Raw genomic sequence first — 15,830 nt, forward strand, 5'->3', positions numbered from 1 at the left:
GTCACCGCGGTGGTGACACAGCGAAGTACGTGATGCCACCGCGTAGACGCACCAGTGCTTTCTCGTCTCAATGGACGGAGGAGCGCTGATCTTCCAGAAGAATCTCTAGGGTGGTCAGTGCTCCCTATCGTCTCGTGCGCCGCAGTGGCGCGGTGGGCGTCGTGGAGCCTCCGTCTCTGGACGAGCGCCAGCGGCGCGCGGTGGAGCACGAGGGCGGGCCGCTGCTCGTGCTCGCGGGGCCGGGGACGGGCAAGACGACGACGATCGTCGAGGCGGTCGTCGACAGAATCGCCCGGCGGGGGACGGACCCCGAGCGCATCCTGGTGCTGACGTTCAGCCGCAAGGCGTCCGAGGAGCTGCGTCACCGCATCACCGGACGTCTGGGAGTGACGACGAAGACGCCGCTGGCGATGACGTTCCACTCGTACGCGTGGGCGCTGTTGCGGCGCCATGCCGTGCTGGAGGAGATGGAGCCGCCTCGGCTGCTGACGGGGCCCGAGCAACTGCTGGAAGTACGGCGGCTGCTCGCCGGTGAGGCCCGCGACGGCGCGGCCTACTGGCCCGAGCGGTTGCGTCCGGCGCTGGACACCAAGGGGTTCGCCGAGGAGCTCCGCGACTTCACCCAGCGCGCGGCCGAGCGCGGGATCGACGCGCAACGGCTTTACGAGCTGGGACGCCTCAACGGACGTGACGACTGGGTGGCCGTCGCGCACTTCATGCACCGCTACGAACAGCGGTTCGACCTCGATCCGGTGCCCTCCTATGACTACGCGGAAATCATCCGCGAGGCGGCGGGGCTCCTCGCCCACGACGAAGAGGTGGGCAACAGGGAACGCAGCGCCTACGACGTGGTCTTCGTCGACGAGTACCAGGACACCGATCCCGCACAGGAGAATCTGCTGCGGCAGCTTGCGGGAGGCGGGCGCGATCTCGTCGTGGTGGGCGACCCCGACCAGTCCATCTACGGCTTCCGGGGCGCTGACGTACGGGCGATCATGGAGTTCCCCACGCGTTTCCCGCGTCTGGACGGAACTCCGGCGCCGATCGTCTCCCTCCAGGTGTGCCGCCGGATGAACCCGGCGCTGCTGGAGGCCTCCCGGCGCGTCGCGCGGCGCCTTCCCGGCCCGGCCGAGCACCGCGTGCTCGCCACTCCCGACGAGAGCCCGAGCGAAGCGCCGGAAGAGGAGACCGACAAGTCCTCGCCCGAGGTGCGTGTCGTCGTCGCGGACACCGCGAGCCAGGAGGCCGCGCTCGTCGCCGACGAACTCCGCCGCGCGCATCTTCTGGAGGGCGTGCCGTGGTCGCGCTGCGCGGTGCTGATCCGCGCCATCGGCCAGGTCCCGGCCCTGCGGCGCGCACTCACGCAGGCCGGTGTGCCCGTCACAGTCTTCGGCGAGGACGTGCCGTTGTACGCCGAACCCGCCGTACGGCCGCTGATGATGGTGCTCCTGGCCGCGCTCAAGCCCGATTACCTCGACGAGGTCGTCGCGGAAGAGCTTCTGACGGGCCCGCTCGGCGGCGCGGACGCGCTCGGCATGCGCCGCCTCCGCCGTGCGCTGCGCGACCTGGAGGAGATGGCGCAGGGCGCGCGCACCGGCAACGAGGTGCTCGTGGCGGCGCTCAACGACTCCCGCGAGCTGCTGTTCGTCCACGAGAAGGTGAAGGCCCCCGCCGAGCGGATCGCCGCGCTCATCCGGACGGCCAGGGAGACCGAGGGGACGGCCGAGGACGTCCTGTGGGCGGTGTGGGAGCAGTCCGGCCTGGCCGACCGCTGGCTGGCCGACAGCCGGCGCGGCGGTGCGCGCGGTGCCGCCGCCGACCGCGACCTGGACGCCGTCGTCTCGTTGTTCGACCGCGCCGCCCGCTTCGTGGACCGGCTCCCCAAGGCGGGCGCCGTCCTGTTCGCCGAGGACCTCGCCGCCCAGGAGATCGCCGGGGACTCCCTGGCCGAGCGCGCCCCCGAGGGCGAGACCGTCCGGCTCCTGACCGCCCACCGCGCCAAGGGCCTGGAATGGGACGTGGTGGTCGTGACGGGCGTCCAGGAGGGGTTGTGGCCCGACCTGCGGATGCGCGGCACCCTGCTGGGCGTCGACGAGCTCCTGGAGGGCTCCGACATCCTCGATCCCGTCTCGGGCGCGACCATCGCGGCCAGGATGATGGCCGAGGAGCGCCGCCTCTTCTACGTCGCGGTGACGCGCGCCCGCAGGAGGCTGGTCGTCACGGCCGTCGGGGGAGAGGACACCGAGGACCGCCCGTCCCGCTTCCTCAACGAACTCCTGCCGGGCGCGCTCGAGGAAGCGCAACTGGACGAGAAGAAGCGCTGGTTGTCCATGCCCGCGCTGGTGGCCGACCTGCGCTCGTCCATCGCCGACCCCGGCCGTCCCGAGGCGCTGCGCCGCGCGGCCGCCGGGCACCTGGCGCGTCTGGCGCGTGCCGGGGTGCGCGGCGCGCGTCCGGAGAACTGGTACGCCATCACCGCGCTGTCCACCGAGAAGGCGCCCTTCTCCGAGGACGAGCAGGTCGTCATCTCCCCGTCCCAGGTCGAGACGTTCACCACCTGCGGGCTGCGCTGGCTGCTCACCTCCGCCGTCGGCGCGCGGGAGGGGGGCCCCGGCGAGTACAGCGTGATGGGCAAGGTGATCCACGCCGTCGCGGAGCTCGCGGGCTCCGTGCCGGAGGTCACCGAGACGCACCTGGCCGGCCGCCTGGACGAGATCTGGTCGGAGCTCGACTTCCGCAGCGCCTGGTACAGCGAGAAGCAGCGCGCGCAGGCCGCCCAGATGGTCGACAAGTTCCTCGGCTGGCACCGGGAGAACCCCAACGAGATCGTCGCGTTGGAGGAGTCGTTCAAGGTGGACCTGGGCCGGGTCGTCATCCGCGGCCGGATCGACCGTGCGGAGCGCGACGCGCACGGGCGCGGCGTCATCATCGACATCAAGACCGGCGGCGCGCCGGTCCCGTCCGACCAGCTGGCGCGCAATCCCCAGCTCGGCGTCTACCAGTACGCGGTGATGCTCGGCGCGTTCGCCCGGCACGGACTGCTGGAACCGGGCGGAGCCAAGCTCGTGCAGGTCGGCAAGGCCGCCTTCGCGCGCAAGGCCCGCGAGCAGGCGCAGGGACCGCCCTCGGAGGACACCGACCCGATGTGGCCCAAGAAGCTCGTGGAGATCGTGGCCGAGGGCATGGCCTCCCCGGTGTTCGAGGCCAAGGCCGGGGACGACTGTCGTACGTGCCCGGTACAGTCCAGCTGCCCGGTGCACGAGAACGGCGGTGAGGTGGGCCGGTGATCTCTCCGGCGGAGCTGGCCCGGCGCCTTGGCCTGCCCGAGCCGACGCCGGAGCAGGCAGTGGTCATCCAGGCGCCTCCCGGGCCGATGGCGGTGGTGGCGGGCGCGGGCTCGGGCAAGTCCGAGACGATGGCCGCGCGCGTGGTGTGGCTGGTCGCCAACCGCCTGGTGCGCCCCGAACGCGTGCTCGGCCTGACGTTCACCCGCAAGGCCGCCGCCGAGCTGGCCTCCCGCGTGCGCAGGCGCCTGGACGGGCTGCGCGAGCATCCCGACCTCATCGAGCCGGAGCTGCTCGACGGCGAGCCGACCGTCTCCACCTACCACTCCTATGCCGCCCGCCTGTTCGGCGACCACGCCTTGCGCGAGGGCCTGGAGCCGACCATGCGGCTCATCTCCCCGGCGGTCGCCTGGCAGATAGCCACCCGTGCCGTGGACTCCTACGACGGCCCGATGGACGAGATCGACTGGTCTCCGGACACCGTCACGCGGGCCGTCATCGACCTTTCCGGCGACCTGGCCGAGCATCTGCGCACTCCGGATGACGTGAGGCATGTGGGGAGGTGGCTGGACGGGCGGTTCGCGCTGCTGGACAAGCCGATAGCCAAGCAGCGTGAAGTCCTGGCCAAGCAGGCCGTACGCGAGCAGCTGCTGCCCATCATCGAGGCGTATGCGCAGGCGAAGGCACGCCGCGAGGTCGTCGACCACGGTGACCAGATGTCTCTGGCGGCCCGCATCGCCTCCCGCCATCCCGAGGTCGCCGCGATCGAACGGTCGCGTTACGCGGTCGTGCTGCTGGACGAATACCAGGACACCAGCCACGCGCAGCTCGTCCTGCTGAAGTCGCTGTTCGGTGACGGCCACCCCGTGACGGCCGTGGGCGACCCGTGCCAGTCCATCTACGGATGGCGCGGAGCGTCGTCGGGCAACCTTCTGGGCTTCCCGGACGACTTCCCGCTCGCGAACGGTCCCTCGCCCATGCGTGAGCTGACCCGCAGCTTCCGCAACGGCGAACGCATTCTGGATTCCGCCGCACGCGTCCAAACGGAACTCCGCGCCGAGATGCGCAAGGTGTCTCCGCTGCGTCCAGCCGAGTCCAAGGCGGGACGCGGCTGGGTCGAATGCGGCTTGTTCGCGACGGTCGAGGACGAGGCCGAACGCATCGCCGAACGCGTGAGGGCGGTGATGAAGAGCGAGCACGCCCCCGACGGAGGCGAGTGGGAGGACGGGCCGCTCAAGTACTCCGACATCGCGATCCTGGTCCGGAAACGTTCGCAGATCCCCCTGCTCCGCCAGCGGCTCGAGGAGCACGACATCCCCGTGGAGGTCGTCGGCCTGGGCGGGTTGCTGACCGTGCCGGAGATCCAGGACGTCGTGGCCACCCTGCGCGTCATGCACGACCCGACGGCGGGCGCGTCGCTGGCCCGCCTGCTCACCGGGCCGCGCTGGCGGCTCGGTCCCCGCGACCTGGTCGCCCTCGGCAGGCGCGCCCGGGAGCTGGCACGCGAGGCCCGCCGCGACATCACCCGCGAGGAGCCCGCGGAGCCCGCCCCCGAGCCGGGAGCGGAGGCGGCCGGTGACGCCGACGACCCGCTGGGCCGCCTCGTCCGGGAGCTGAACGAGGAGCAGGGCAGCCTCGTGGACGCCCTGGACGACCTCGGCGCGCCCGAGAACTACTCCGAGGAGGGCCGGCGCCGCCTGACCCGCCTGCGGGACGAGCTGCGCCAGCTGCGCCGCCAGGCCCAGCTGCCGCTTCCCGACCTGGTCGCCGAGATCGAGCGGGTGCTCGGCCTGGACATCGAGGTCGCCGCCCGCACGGGCCTCGACCCGGTGACGGCACGCGCCGACCTCGATGCGTTCATCGACGCCGCCATGGCCTTCGCGGGCGACCACGAGGAGCCGACGCTGGGCGCGTTCCTGGCCTACCTCGGCGCCGCGGAGTCCGAGGAGTTCGGCCTCGCGGCGGGCCGGGTCGGCGAGAGCGACAGCGTGAAGCTGCTGACCGTCCACGCCTCCAAGGGCCTGGAATGGCAGGTCGTCGTGGTGCCCGGCCTGGCGTTCACCCCGCAGAAGAACGGCAGGCCCGGCACCGGATCGATCTTCCCGGCCCGCCCGGCGGGCTCGGGTACGCGCTGGACGGGCAACCCGCGCATGATCCCTTTTCCGCTGCGCGGGGACCGCCGCGATCTCCCGGAGCTCACCGGGCTGACCAAGGACGAGCTCGCCGGGTTCGAGGAGGCGTGCGCCGACCGCGACGTGCGCGAGGAGAGGCGCCTGGCGTACGTGGCCGTCACGCGCGCCAGCCACCTGCTCGTCGCGACGGGCTACCGGTGGGGCGCGGCTTCCAAACCGCTCGTCGCCTCCCCCTTCCTGGAGGAGATCCGCGCGAGCGCAGGCGCCGTCCTGTGCTGGGCGGACCCGCCGGAGGAGCACGAGCAGAACCCGCTGCTCGCCGAGCCGAAGACCGGCACGTGGCCGCTGCCGCCGCTGGGGGAGGGGCCGCTCGTCGAGGGCGCGCGGCTCGTCCGCGACGCCGTCGTCGGCCGGCTCGTGCCCTGGACGCCCACCGGCGACCTCACCGGGGACGAACGCGGCCGGCTCGCCGCGTGGGCGCGGGACGTCGAACTGCTGCTGGCCGAACGCGACAAGGGGCGCGGCGGGGACGGCCTGACGGTGGAGCTGCCGGACAAGCTGACCGTCACGTCCCTGGTGGCGCTGGCGCGGGACCCGGCCGAGCTGGCCGCGCAGATCCGCCGTCCCATGCCGCGCCCGCCCGCCCCGTTCGCGCGGCGCGGCACGTCCTTCCACCGCTGGCTGGAGTCGCGCTGGGGCCAGCAGCGCCTCCTGGACCCCGAGGACCTGCTGGGCGCGGCCGACGACGAGCTGGAGGACGACGGCTACCTCTCCCGGCTCCAGGAGCGTTTCGAGGCGTCCGAGTGGGGGTCCCGCGAGCCGATCGAGGTGGAGGTGCCGTTCGAGACCATCATCGGCGACCGCCTGGTGCGCGGCCGCATGGACGCGGTCTTCCGCGCCGGAGACGGCTACGAGGTCGTCGACTGGAAGACGGGGCACCCGCCTTCGGCCGACGAGGAGCGCCAGGTGGCCGTCCAGCTGGCCGCGTACCGGGTCGCGTGGGCCGCGCTCGCCGATGTCCCGCTGGAGCGCGTCAGCGCCGCCTTCCACTACGTCCGGGCGGCCCGGACGATCCGCCCTGTGGATCTTCTGGACGCCGAGGGGCTCGCCGAGTTGTTCGCGGCGGTCCCGCTGGCCGGTAATTGAGCCCCGCCCGGGGTAGGTACACGGGTGATACTGCTCACCAAAGGATGGTCACGGGGCGTCATACAGGGCATGCTCCAGTGAACGACCATTCACCGGGAGGCTGTGTGACAGTGACGAATGAGGAGATGTACCAGGCCGCGGTCCGGCACTTCTTCCGATTCGCCGAGCCTGAGCTGGACCTGGACGACATCTGCCTGGAAGTCCATGCCGGCACGGCGGAGGTGTCACGCGCCCTGGCGCACCGCGTCCGCCAGGTGACAGCCGTCGACTCCTCGTTCGACGCGCTCACCGAGGGTAAGCGGCTGGCCGACCGGGAACCGCAGACCAACCTCATCTTCCAGTGCGGCGAGGCCTCCTCTTTGCCGCACCTGGACCGGACGTTCACCCTGGTGCTGTGCCACGACGCCCTGGGCACCGATCCCGATCCCGCGGCGGTCGTGCGGGAACTGGTGCGGGTCAGCCGCCCCGGCGCGGCGATCATCCTGGCCGACTCCCGCCTGGGCGTGGCGGAGCTCAGGGGCCTGCTCGCCGGGGCCGGCGCCGAGGTCAGGCGCACCGACAACGCCGAGGACCACGCCTACGTGGAGGCGTTCGCGCCTTGAAGCTCCCGCCATGACCGGCATGGTGCGAACATGTTGTTGAGCGGCGGGGCGATCAGCGGCTACCCTCTCGAACGTGGGTTCTACCGCTGACTCCCCCGCCGCACTGGCGATGCGCATCGGCGTCGTCGCCGCCGAGACGGCGCTGAGCACCCTGCTGCACAACGTGGACTTCGAGGCCGCCGCCGAGGAGGACTACGACCTGCGCGGCTTCATCGCCCCCGCCGACTGGCCGGTCTTCTCCCTGGTCCTGGACACCCTGGCGGCCCCGCGCCCCGGCGACGACCGGCCGCTGGCCGAACGCCGCTCCCAGGCCCTCCTGGACCTCGCCCGCCTCTGCCGGGCCGCCCGCGAGTCCTCCCTCGACGCCGTGGCCTGACCCCCGCCCGGCGCGCCGCCGGGAGGAGACCGAACCCGGGCGCCCCGCGGGGAGTCTGATCCAAGGGTCTTCACGGAGGAGGTTCCTCGTGCGTGAAGAGGGGCGGGCGCTGCTCGAGGAGTGCCGGCGTGCCCGGGCCGCGGCCGTCGAAGGAGTCGACGTCGAGGCGCTGCGTGTCGAAGCCGTACGGATGACGGGGCTTCTGGCGGATCCGGCGCATTGAAGCGCGGCCGGGATCGCCGCGCTGCGCCTGGAGTACATCAGGCGTTTCCTGGACGGCCTCGAGGAGCACACCGCCGAGCTGGGGACGCTGGAAGAGCTGCTGGAACTGGCCGAGGACGATGACGGACTCGGGACGGAGTGCCGCACCGCGTTGGAGGCACTGGCCGTCGATCTCGGGTGCCTTCGGGAACGAGTCCCCCTCGAGCACGCCGAGCGGGAGGCGGTCGTGACCGTCGAGGCGGAGCCGGGCGAGGGATGCGTGCACGAGCTGTGGCGGACGTACGTCGGACGGGCCGATCGGGAGGGACGGCGGGTACGGACGTACCGCAGGCGTACGAGCGGGTGCGACCTGCGGGCGGTGACGATGTGGGTCGGTGGAGCCGGGGCCTTCGGGTGGCTGGCCGGCGAGCGGGGCGTGCGGCGGATCGAGCCGGGGTTCGGGTCGCCTCCCGTGCGCGCCCGGGTCGAGGTGCTCCCTGCGGCGGTGTCCTATGACTTCCTGCGGGTCCCCGATGAGGAGGTACGGGTCGAGACACTGACGCAGACGTGGGGGTGCGGGGCGCCGTATCCGGAGTGGAACGGCGCGGTACGGCTCGTCCATCTGCCGACGGGGACCGACGCGTTCTGCGAAGGGCAGGGCACGACGGGACGCAATCTGGCGGGCGCGATGACCGTGCTGCGCGCCCGCCTGCTGCGGCTCCGTACGGGTCAGACGGCGGCCAGGGGCTTGGGCGGGACGCCGCGGCGGATCTTGTCGCGGGCGACGCCGGCGCGGACCGCGCGCTCCAGGCGCTCCAGGTTGCGGACCGGGGCGCGCAGCTCGAAGGAGCGGCCGCCCTCCAGCTGGAGGATCAGGCGCCTGCCCGGCGTCAGGTAGGCCAGCTCGATCTCCTGCCAGGAGACCGTCTCGAGGCCGTCGTCCGTGGCGTGCACGAAGCCGCCCGAGAACAGGGCCACCGAAGGCTCGGCCAGCTTGCGCAGCTCGGCGAGGCGCAGTCCCGCGACCGCCAGCAGGGCCAGCACCAGCAGCGCCCAGGCGATCGCCAGCCCCGGGTGCAGGGTCGGGGCGAAGGCGGCGGCGGTGCCCGCCGCCAGCACGCCGAGCAGGCAGATGCCGATCAGCAGCTTCAGGGTGCGCTGCCGGGGGTCGGGCTCGTCGGGGACCGGCTCGCCCAGAGCGGCCCCGGCCTCCAGCACGTCCTGGCCGAACACGCCCTCCTCGGCAGAGGGGGTGTCCTGCGTCACGGTGTCCTCGGGGGCGGTCTCCTCCGTCGTCATCCCTTTGATGTACCGCACTCAAGAACAAAATGCGACCTGATCAGGGTTCTTCGAGCACCGTCCGTTTGACTTTTCCCGTGGTGGTGCGCGGTAGTTCGGCCACGAAAGAAACCTCGCGGGGCACCTTGTAGCGGGCGAGCTGCGCCCGTACGTGGGCCTTGATCTCGTCCTCGGTGATCTGCGAACCGGGGGAGCGCACCACCCAGGCGGCGAGGCGCTGCCCGAACTCGGCGTCCGCCACGCCCAGCACCGCGGCCTCCGCGATGTCCGGATGCTGCTCGAGCAGGTCCTCGACCTCGCCGGGGAAGACGTTCTCCCCGCCGGAGACGATCATGTCGTCGGCGCGGCCGTCGATGAACAGGCGGCCCTCCTCGTCGAAGTGGCCGAGGTCGCCGGTGCTGATCAGGCCGTCCACGAACTCCTTGGTGCCGCCGCCGGTGTAGCCGCGGAACTCCAGGCCGCTGTCGAGGTACAGGGTGCCGACCTCCCCGCGGGGGACCGGCCTGCCGTCGGCGTCGAGGACGCGCGCCTTCACCCCCAGCGTGGGTCTGCCTATGGTGCCGGGGGCGGCGCGCAGGTCGTCGGGAGTGGCGATGGCCGCCCAGCCCGTCTCGCTGGCGCCGTAGGCGTTGTAGAGCACCTCGCCGAAGCGGCGGCGGAACCGCCGGACGAGGTTGGGGTGCAGCGCCGCGCCGCCGGTGAGCACCACCCGCAACGAGGGGAGCCGGGGGACGTCCGGGACGTCGAGCATCCGCTGCAGCATGACGGGCACCGCGATCACCGCGCCCGCCCGGTGCCGGGCGACGGCCTCCAGCACGGCCCTGGCGTCGAACCGGCGCAGCAGCACCAGCGGCGCGCCCAGCGCCAGGCCGGTCAGCAGGTAGGTCAGGCCGAGCCCGTGGAAGAGCGGCGGCCCGACCAGCAGCGGCTCGCCCGAGCGCAGCGGCACCCGCAGCAGGTGCCCGTAGCCCTGGCTGACCAGCGCCGCCGGGCCGAACTCGTGGGCGGTCCCCTTGGGCGGGCCGGTGGTGCCGGAGGTCAGGATGACGATCCTGCCGGTGCGTCCGGCCACCAGCGGCTCGGCCCGGGTCCGCGCCAGGTCGTCGAGGGTCGGCAGCGCCGGCTCCGCGCCGTCGTACCAGGCGAGGAACCGCGCCCCGGTGAAGTCGCAGCCGTCCACGACGGGGGAGAACTCCTCGTCGTGGACGAGCACGGCGATGCCCTCGTTCTCCAGCACGCGGCCCAGCTGCGGGGCGGAGAAGTCGGTGTTGAGGAACACCACGTCGTGGCCGAGCCGGGACCCGGCGGACACGGCCTCGACGAAGCCCCGGTGGTTGCGGCACAGGACGCCGATCTTCTCCCCGGGCCCGAGCAGCTCCCGCAGCGCCGTGGCCTGGGCGGCCGCCCGCGCCTCCAGTTCGCCGTAGGTGACCTCGCCCCGCTCGTCGATCACCGCGACGCGGTCGGGGTGGCGCAGCGCGGACATGGCCCCGGCCACCGCCGGGGTGAACCCGAACCGCACGACCTGCAGGGGGATCCGGGCCAGCCGGCAGGGCGTGATGGGCGTGAGGACCCCGACGTCGCGCAGCACGCGGGCCGTGCCGGTGGCGAGTCTCAGGGCTTCACGGAGGTCGGTCACCGGGGTCACACTCCTGTCGGTCGCGGAGGTCAGGTCACGTAGTGGAAGGCGGGCCGGGGATGCATCAGGAAGTCATGATGGGAGATGTTCCACGCGTAGGCGCCCGCCATGTCGAAGGCGACGACGGAACCGGGTGCGAGATTGCTCACGGGGACACGGGAGGCGAACACGTCCTTGGGGGTGCACAACTGCCCGACGAGCGTGGCCGTCCCGCTGTGGCCGCGGTCTCCGAAGACGGTGAACGGCTGGTCGTGCCCCTTCGTGACGGGGGTGCGCAGGTGGTGGGTGCCGCCGCGCAGGATCGCGTACGTCTCGCCGCGGGTCTGTTTGACGTCCAAGACGTCCGTGACGTACCAGCCGTGATAGACGGTCATCGCCCGTCCCGGCTCGATACGCAACCGGAAAGGAACGTCCGGGATGCCTTCCGCATAGGACTTCCAGTCGAAACGCCACAAGGGATCACCGTAGTCCACGGCCATTCCGCCGCCGAGATTCACCTCCTCGGGAGCGAATTCGGCCACCCATTCCAAGACCTGCCGGTGGACTTTCAGCAGTTCTTCGACGGCCAAGCCGGATGCCAGATGCGCGTGGAAACCGCGTAGACGGACATCGGCGGGCAGCAGAGAAAGGCATCGGCGCAGTTCGGGTTCGTCCATTCCGAACGGCCCGCTCATCGCCAGAGCCGCCCCCTCCACTCCGAACGGCAGGTTCGCGCGCAGCAGGACGTCGGCTCCCGGCAGGTGCGCGAGCTCCCGGACGCTCTCCACATGCACCCGCTCCACCCCCAGGCGGACGGCCAAGGCCAGCTCCTCGTCGGTCTTGCCGGGGCCGCCGAACGCCAGCCGGGCCCCGGGCACGGTCCGGTGGACGTGCTGGAGCTCTCCTCCCGAGGCGACCTCGAACCCGTCCACATGGGGCCGCAGGACGCGCAGGATCTCCGGGTCGGGGTTGGCCTTGGCCGCGTAGAAGATCTCGTGCGGGAACTCCGCCCGGATCCGCGCCGCGTGTTCGGCCAGCCCCGGAAGGTCGTACACGTACGAGGGGAAGGAGTTCAGCCGGGAGATCTCCCGGAGGACGCGTTCTTCCATCAGTTCACCCCGCCAGAGGATTGTTGACCGTCACGTAGCCCGCTGCCCGGTCGGCCGAGCGGTTCCAGCGGGCGAGCAGGTTGGCCTTGGCCGGGAGGGGAGCGCCCTCCAGGACCTCGCGCATGCGCCGGTGCCCGGAGAACTCCTCCAGGAGGCGTGCCGCCGTCTTCCACAGGACGGGTTCGCAGTCGGGCTCCCGATCGGCCAGGACCGCGGCGAGCTCGGCGAGGTGGTTGACGAACAGGCAGTACGCGACGCGGTTCCAGCCGCGCTCCTCGTCATAGGTCACCGCTTCGCGGGCCTGTGACGGCAGTCCGTCCAGCTTCCATCCGGGCAGCAGCTTGGTGCCTTCCAGATCGCGGAAGACGGCCCGCACCGGGACGCCGTCGGCGCCGGGAACGATGAGGACGTTCTGCAGGTGTGGTTCCAGGACCACGCCGTGGTCGAAGAACAGGCGCAGAACGGGTAGCGCCACCGCCTGCACGTAGGCCTCCCAGTAGGCGATGGGGTCGATCTCGGCCGGAAGGAACCTCCCGTAGGGATCGGCCAGCGCCGCCGCCATGACGGCGTTCTCGGGCGCGCCCTCCCGCAGGATCACGCCCAAGCCCTCGTACAACGCCCGGTCGGCGAGCGCGATGGTGCGGTAGGCGGGTTCGCCGAGCAGGCCGTCACCCAGCAGAGGCTTCAGCAGCCCGGTCAGCACGGGCGCGGCGGCCAGTTCGTACCAGGCGTTCTTCCGCACGCAGTTGGTGATCCGCACGTCGAGGCTGAACTTGGCGAACATTCCGGAGGAGGGAGCGAAGACCGTCCGTACCGACGACGTCGGCACCACTTCCTCGCCCTCGCCCAGGTCGCGCAGCAAGCCACGCGACAGCGCCTCCTTCAGCAACGGCCGTTCCCGCAGCAGCCTCCACTGCCAGGGATGGACGGGCAGCGCATCCGCCCCGGCCAGCGCGGAGAAGTCGCCCGCCCCGTCCAGCAGTTCGGGATCTGCCCCGAGCAGCCGCAACCGGAACCGGGCCCCCGCCTCCGGCGCGTAGGGCAGCCACGTCGCGGGTTCGCCCTGCCGTGATTTGGGCGACGGATGGAACCGGTGCCCCGCGCGCAGCGACTGCTCCGAGGCCAGCAGCGGCCGCAGGCCGGGGTCCGGCCGGCCCGAACGCTCGAACACGCTCATCGCCTCATGACTGGAGGCGACCTGCCGGAGGAACTCCGGGTTGTCCGTGCCCGTACGGCGGGTCAGCTCGGCGGCGACCAGTTCGGCCACCTCCCGCCAGCCCAGGTCGGCGCCGTCCGCGGTGAACGGACCAGCGAGCCGCGGCGACGGGCCGTGCGAGGGGCGGGCCAGCCGGGCGGTGACCGTGGTGTGCGCCAGGTCTATCGCCAGCCGGTCGCCGTCGTCGCGCACCCGCCCCGCAGGCCCGCTGACTTCGCGTACCAGGCAGTTGAGCAGGGCGATGGCGGTCGCCTCGTCCGCGGATTCCACGCTGTGCAGCCCAGCCGGCCCGGTTCCCCCTGTCGGCCGGGTCGAGGTCAGCGGCACGGAAGCTCCTTCAAGTAGTTGGGGCCCGGCGGGCCGTAGTGTTTGTTGATGTCGGCGGCCCCCGTGCGCTCTTTCGGGACGAGCGTCCCCGCGGTGAGCATCGCCTTGGTGGGCAGCCGGTCGGCATCGAGCGTCCGGGACCGCAGGAAAGGGTCCGCCACGGCCTCGTCGAGCCGGTCGCGAACGAGCGCCAGCGCCCGTTCCAGCGGCATCAGCCCGCGTTCGGCCAACCCGAAGGCGAGCGCGCCCGCGCACAGATGCAGGGTGATCGTGACGAAGACGCGTGCCCGCGCCTCGATGTCCCCGACCATCCGGGGGTCCTCGAAGCCGCCTTCGGACAGCATCGCCCCGTCGTTGTCCTTCAGCAGGAGTTCCAGCCGGGGGGTGACGGCCACGTTCTGCTGGTGAGCCTCCAGCGCGATGCCGTACTTCTCGAAGAGGACGGTGTTCCAGGTGAACAGCACGCGCAGGTAACCGCTGAAGAATTCCGCGACGCCGGAGTCACCGGCGAGTTCCTCGATGACGTACGGGCCCTCCGGGGTGCGCGCCAGCAGCGCCGCGACCGGAACGGCGTCGGTGACGGGCATCCTGCGCACGAGGAAGCCGAGATAAGGATCGCCGGCGTGCCCGTACGTCTGCTCGTCGGCGAGCAGGACGGGCAGCCTCTCCTCGGCCGCGATGCGCGTCAGCAGCGCCTGCACGCGGGCGCCGTCCACCAGCGTCCCGGGTTTGATCGAGCGGACGTTGCGACTGCCGAGGGTGCTGGTGGGAAGCGGAACCTTCAGATGCTCCTGAGGGGTCACGGCCAGCGTTCTCATCGACAGAGTCGGCCGTACCCGGAGGCGGGAGGCCGGAGCCTCGACGATCCCCCGAGCGGCGGTCAGCGGATGGACGGGGAAGGGCGTCACGCCTGCCGGGAGACCGAGTTCGCCGGGGTCAGGCCACCATGAAGGCAGCTCACCGGCGAGTACGGGCTCCCGTACGCCCGTCCATCGCAGGGTGAACGACGGCTGGTACTCCGGCGCGTAACGGCGTACCTCCTCGCCGGACAGGCCGAGCTTGCACCGGCCCAGCGGATGGACCGGATGCCCGAGCCGGGCGGCCAGCGCGTCGTGGCGTCCTTCTCCGGGCCGTACGGGCGGCAGCACGGCGCGTTCGGCCTCCAGCGCCTCACGGCATTCCCGCTCGAACGTCTCCACGTCGTCTCCCGGTTCAGCCGCCTGGCGCACGAGCTCCCAAAGCCGGGCGAGGTCGATCCCCGCGCTGATCCGATCTTCCGCGAGAAAACCGTCCCGCTCCACCCGTGCGCCCTCTACCGGCCATCGCACGTAACCCTCGCGGACGAGCGCCGACAGCACGCGCGCCGCGAATTCCTCCTCAGCCAACGGACCAGGCTCCGGCCTGCCGGAACTCCGCGAGCGCCCTTTCCACGGAGGCGCGGTCGGGCCCCACCACCTGGACCGTCCCGAGGTAGTCCCGGTTGGTGCGGGTGAGCGTGATGACGTCGCCGGAGGAACGTTGCGGGCGGTAGGTCACCGTCGCCTCGCCGTACCGCGTCACACCGGGCTCCGGCGCGTTCCTCAGCACTCCCGAGCGCTCCGCGACGAGGTAGTCGACCGTGGCGGCCAGGGTCGTGGCGGGTTCGAGCACGGGGGGCTCGCCCAGATGCGTCAGCAGGATGTCGGTGAACAGGTCACGTCCCAGCAGTTCGGAGAGCAGGAAGTCGCAGTGGTCGCCGATCACCCGGTAGTTGACCTCGACGATCCGGGCGCGGCCGTCCCGGACGATGAACTCGGTGTGGCAGGCGCCGAATCCGACGCCCAGCTCCGCCAGCTGCGCCAGCACCTGCGGTGTCTCCGGAGGGGGAGGCGCCCAGTCCAGCCGCTCCTCGATGAAGTGGGGCTCGGGGGAGAGCGTCGTATGGAAGGAGCCGAGCACCTGACCGTTCAACGTCTCCAGGGTGTGCAGCTCGCCCCGCAGGTACTCCTCGGCGACCATGGGCCGCCGGGGCGCGGGCAGCAGGGCCAGCTCGTCCGGGGAGCGCACGAGTACCACGTCCTCGCTGGCCACCCCTTCCCGCGGTTTCACGACCAGCGGGTACGGCGCGTCCTCCGGCACGGGGAACGGCGCTGACCACACGTCCCCCAGATGGGCGCGCATCAGATGCTTGTTCTTGCAGCGCAGCGCGGCCTTCCAGTCCTTGCCGGGGAGGCCGTGGAACTCGGCGGCCAGCGCGGTGGCGGCCTGCAGATGGTCGCTGTTGGAGAAGTAGGCGCCGGGACGCCCCGCCTGGATGATCTCCCGGTAGTCCGTGACGTCGCAGGGGACGACGCGGTGTCCCCGATACTGCTCCGGCCGGTCGGTGAGGATCGTGACGTCGAGTCCGAGCCGTTCGGCGGCGGGCAGGAATCCGTGTGCCACCGAGTCCGTCGCCTTGCCCGCGATGAAGAAAACCTGCACCCGTCCCCCCTTGTTAGGCAAGCCTTGCCTAAGGCTAGCGAGCGGGGATCGGAGAACGTG

Annotated in this window: 11 protein-coding genes; 4 read left to right on the forward strand and 7 right to left on the reverse strand. The window is 71.9% G+C overall.

The genetic code is table 11. The features are described 5' to 3' along the window. The first annotated feature begins 161 nt into the window (after nucleotides 1–161). The 4 genes from C2865_RS17690 (at nucleotide 162) to C2865_RS17705 (ending at nucleotide 7,540) form a co-directional block, all read left to right on the forward strand. Nucleotides 162–3,287, forward strand: coding sequence for an ATP-dependent helicase (locus C2865_RS17690; RefSeq protein WP_232835676.1), 3,126 nt, complete (start codon nucleotides 162–164; stop codon nucleotides 3,285–3,287). Next, nucleotides 3,284–6,562, forward strand: coding sequence for an ATP-dependent helicase (locus C2865_RS17695; protein WP_106399593.1), 3,279 nt, complete (start codon nucleotides 3,284–3,286; stop codon nucleotides 6,560–6,562). Before C2865_RS17690 ends, C2865_RS17695 begins: the two co-directional genes overlap by 4 nt. A gap of 104 nt (nucleotides 6,563–6,666) precedes the next feature. Further along, nucleotides 6,667–7,164, forward strand: coding sequence for a class I SAM-dependent methyltransferase (locus C2865_RS17700; protein WP_157963778.1), 498 nt, complete (start codon nucleotides 6,667–6,669; stop codon nucleotides 7,162–7,164). Between the two features lie 73 nt (nucleotides 7,165–7,237). Then, nucleotides 7,238–7,540, forward strand: coding sequence for a hypothetical protein (locus C2865_RS17705; protein WP_232835677.1), 303 nt, complete (start codon nucleotides 7,238–7,240; stop codon nucleotides 7,538–7,540). A gap of 70 nt (nucleotides 7,541–7,610) precedes the next feature. On the opposite strand, the gene C2865_RS40795 is transcribed toward C2865_RS17705, so the two are convergent. The 7 genes from C2865_RS40795 to C2865_RS17740 all read right to left on the reverse strand — a co-directional run bounded on the left by C2865_RS40795 (nucleotide 7,611) and on the right by C2865_RS17740 (nucleotide 15,770). Next, nucleotides 7,611–8,027 (reverse strand): hypothetical protein, encoded by a 417-nt coding sequence (locus tag C2865_RS40795; RefSeq protein ID WP_106399596.1) that lies wholly within the window; start codon nucleotides 8,025–8,027, stop codon nucleotides 7,611–7,613. 443 nt (nucleotides 8,028–8,470) lie between these two features. Further along, nucleotides 8,471–9,040 (reverse strand): hypothetical protein, encoded by a 570-nt coding sequence (locus C2865_RS40800; protein WP_232835678.1) that lies wholly within the window; start codon nucleotides 9,038–9,040, stop codon nucleotides 8,471–8,473. Nucleotides 9,041–9,080: 40 nt separating this feature from the next. Then, a complete protein-coding gene (locus C2865_RS17720) occupies nucleotides 9,081–10,679 on the reverse strand; it encodes an AMP-binding protein (protein ID WP_106399598.1) in 1,599 nt (532 codons plus the stop codon). Between the two features lie 29 nt (nucleotides 10,680–10,708). After that, on the reverse strand, nucleotides 10,709–11,767 hold the full coding sequence (locus C2865_RS17725; protein ID WP_106399599.1) for a type III PLP-dependent enzyme domain-containing protein: 1,059 nt from the start codon (nucleotides 11,765–11,767) through the stop codon (nucleotides 10,709–10,711). A gap of 4 nt (nucleotides 11,768–11,771) precedes the next feature. Then, nucleotides 11,772–13,253 (reverse strand): IucA/IucC family protein, encoded by a 1,482-nt coding sequence (locus tag C2865_RS17730; protein ID WP_232835679.1) that lies wholly within the window; start codon nucleotides 13,251–13,253, stop codon nucleotides 11,772–11,774. A gap of 47 nt (nucleotides 13,254–13,300) precedes the next feature. After that, nucleotides 13,301–14,695, reverse strand: a complete 1,395-nt coding sequence (locus C2865_RS17735; RefSeq protein ID WP_106399600.1) for an IucA/IucC family protein — start codon at nucleotides 14,693–14,695, stop codon at nucleotides 13,301–13,303. After that, complete coding sequence (locus C2865_RS17740; protein ID WP_106399601.1) at nucleotides 14,688–15,770, reverse strand: ATP-grasp domain-containing protein; 1,083 nt, start codon at nucleotides 15,768–15,770, stop codon at nucleotides 14,688–14,690. The genes C2865_RS17735 and C2865_RS17740 overlap by 8 nt, the downstream gene beginning before the upstream one ends. Nucleotides 15,771–15,830: the final 60 nt, after the last annotated feature.

The sequence above is a fragment of the Actinocorallia populi genome (genome assembly GCF_002995495.1).
In the GTDB taxonomy this organism is placed as follows: domain Bacteria; phylum Actinomycetota; class Actinomycetes; order Streptosporangiales; family Streptosporangiaceae; genus Actinocorallia; species Actinocorallia populi.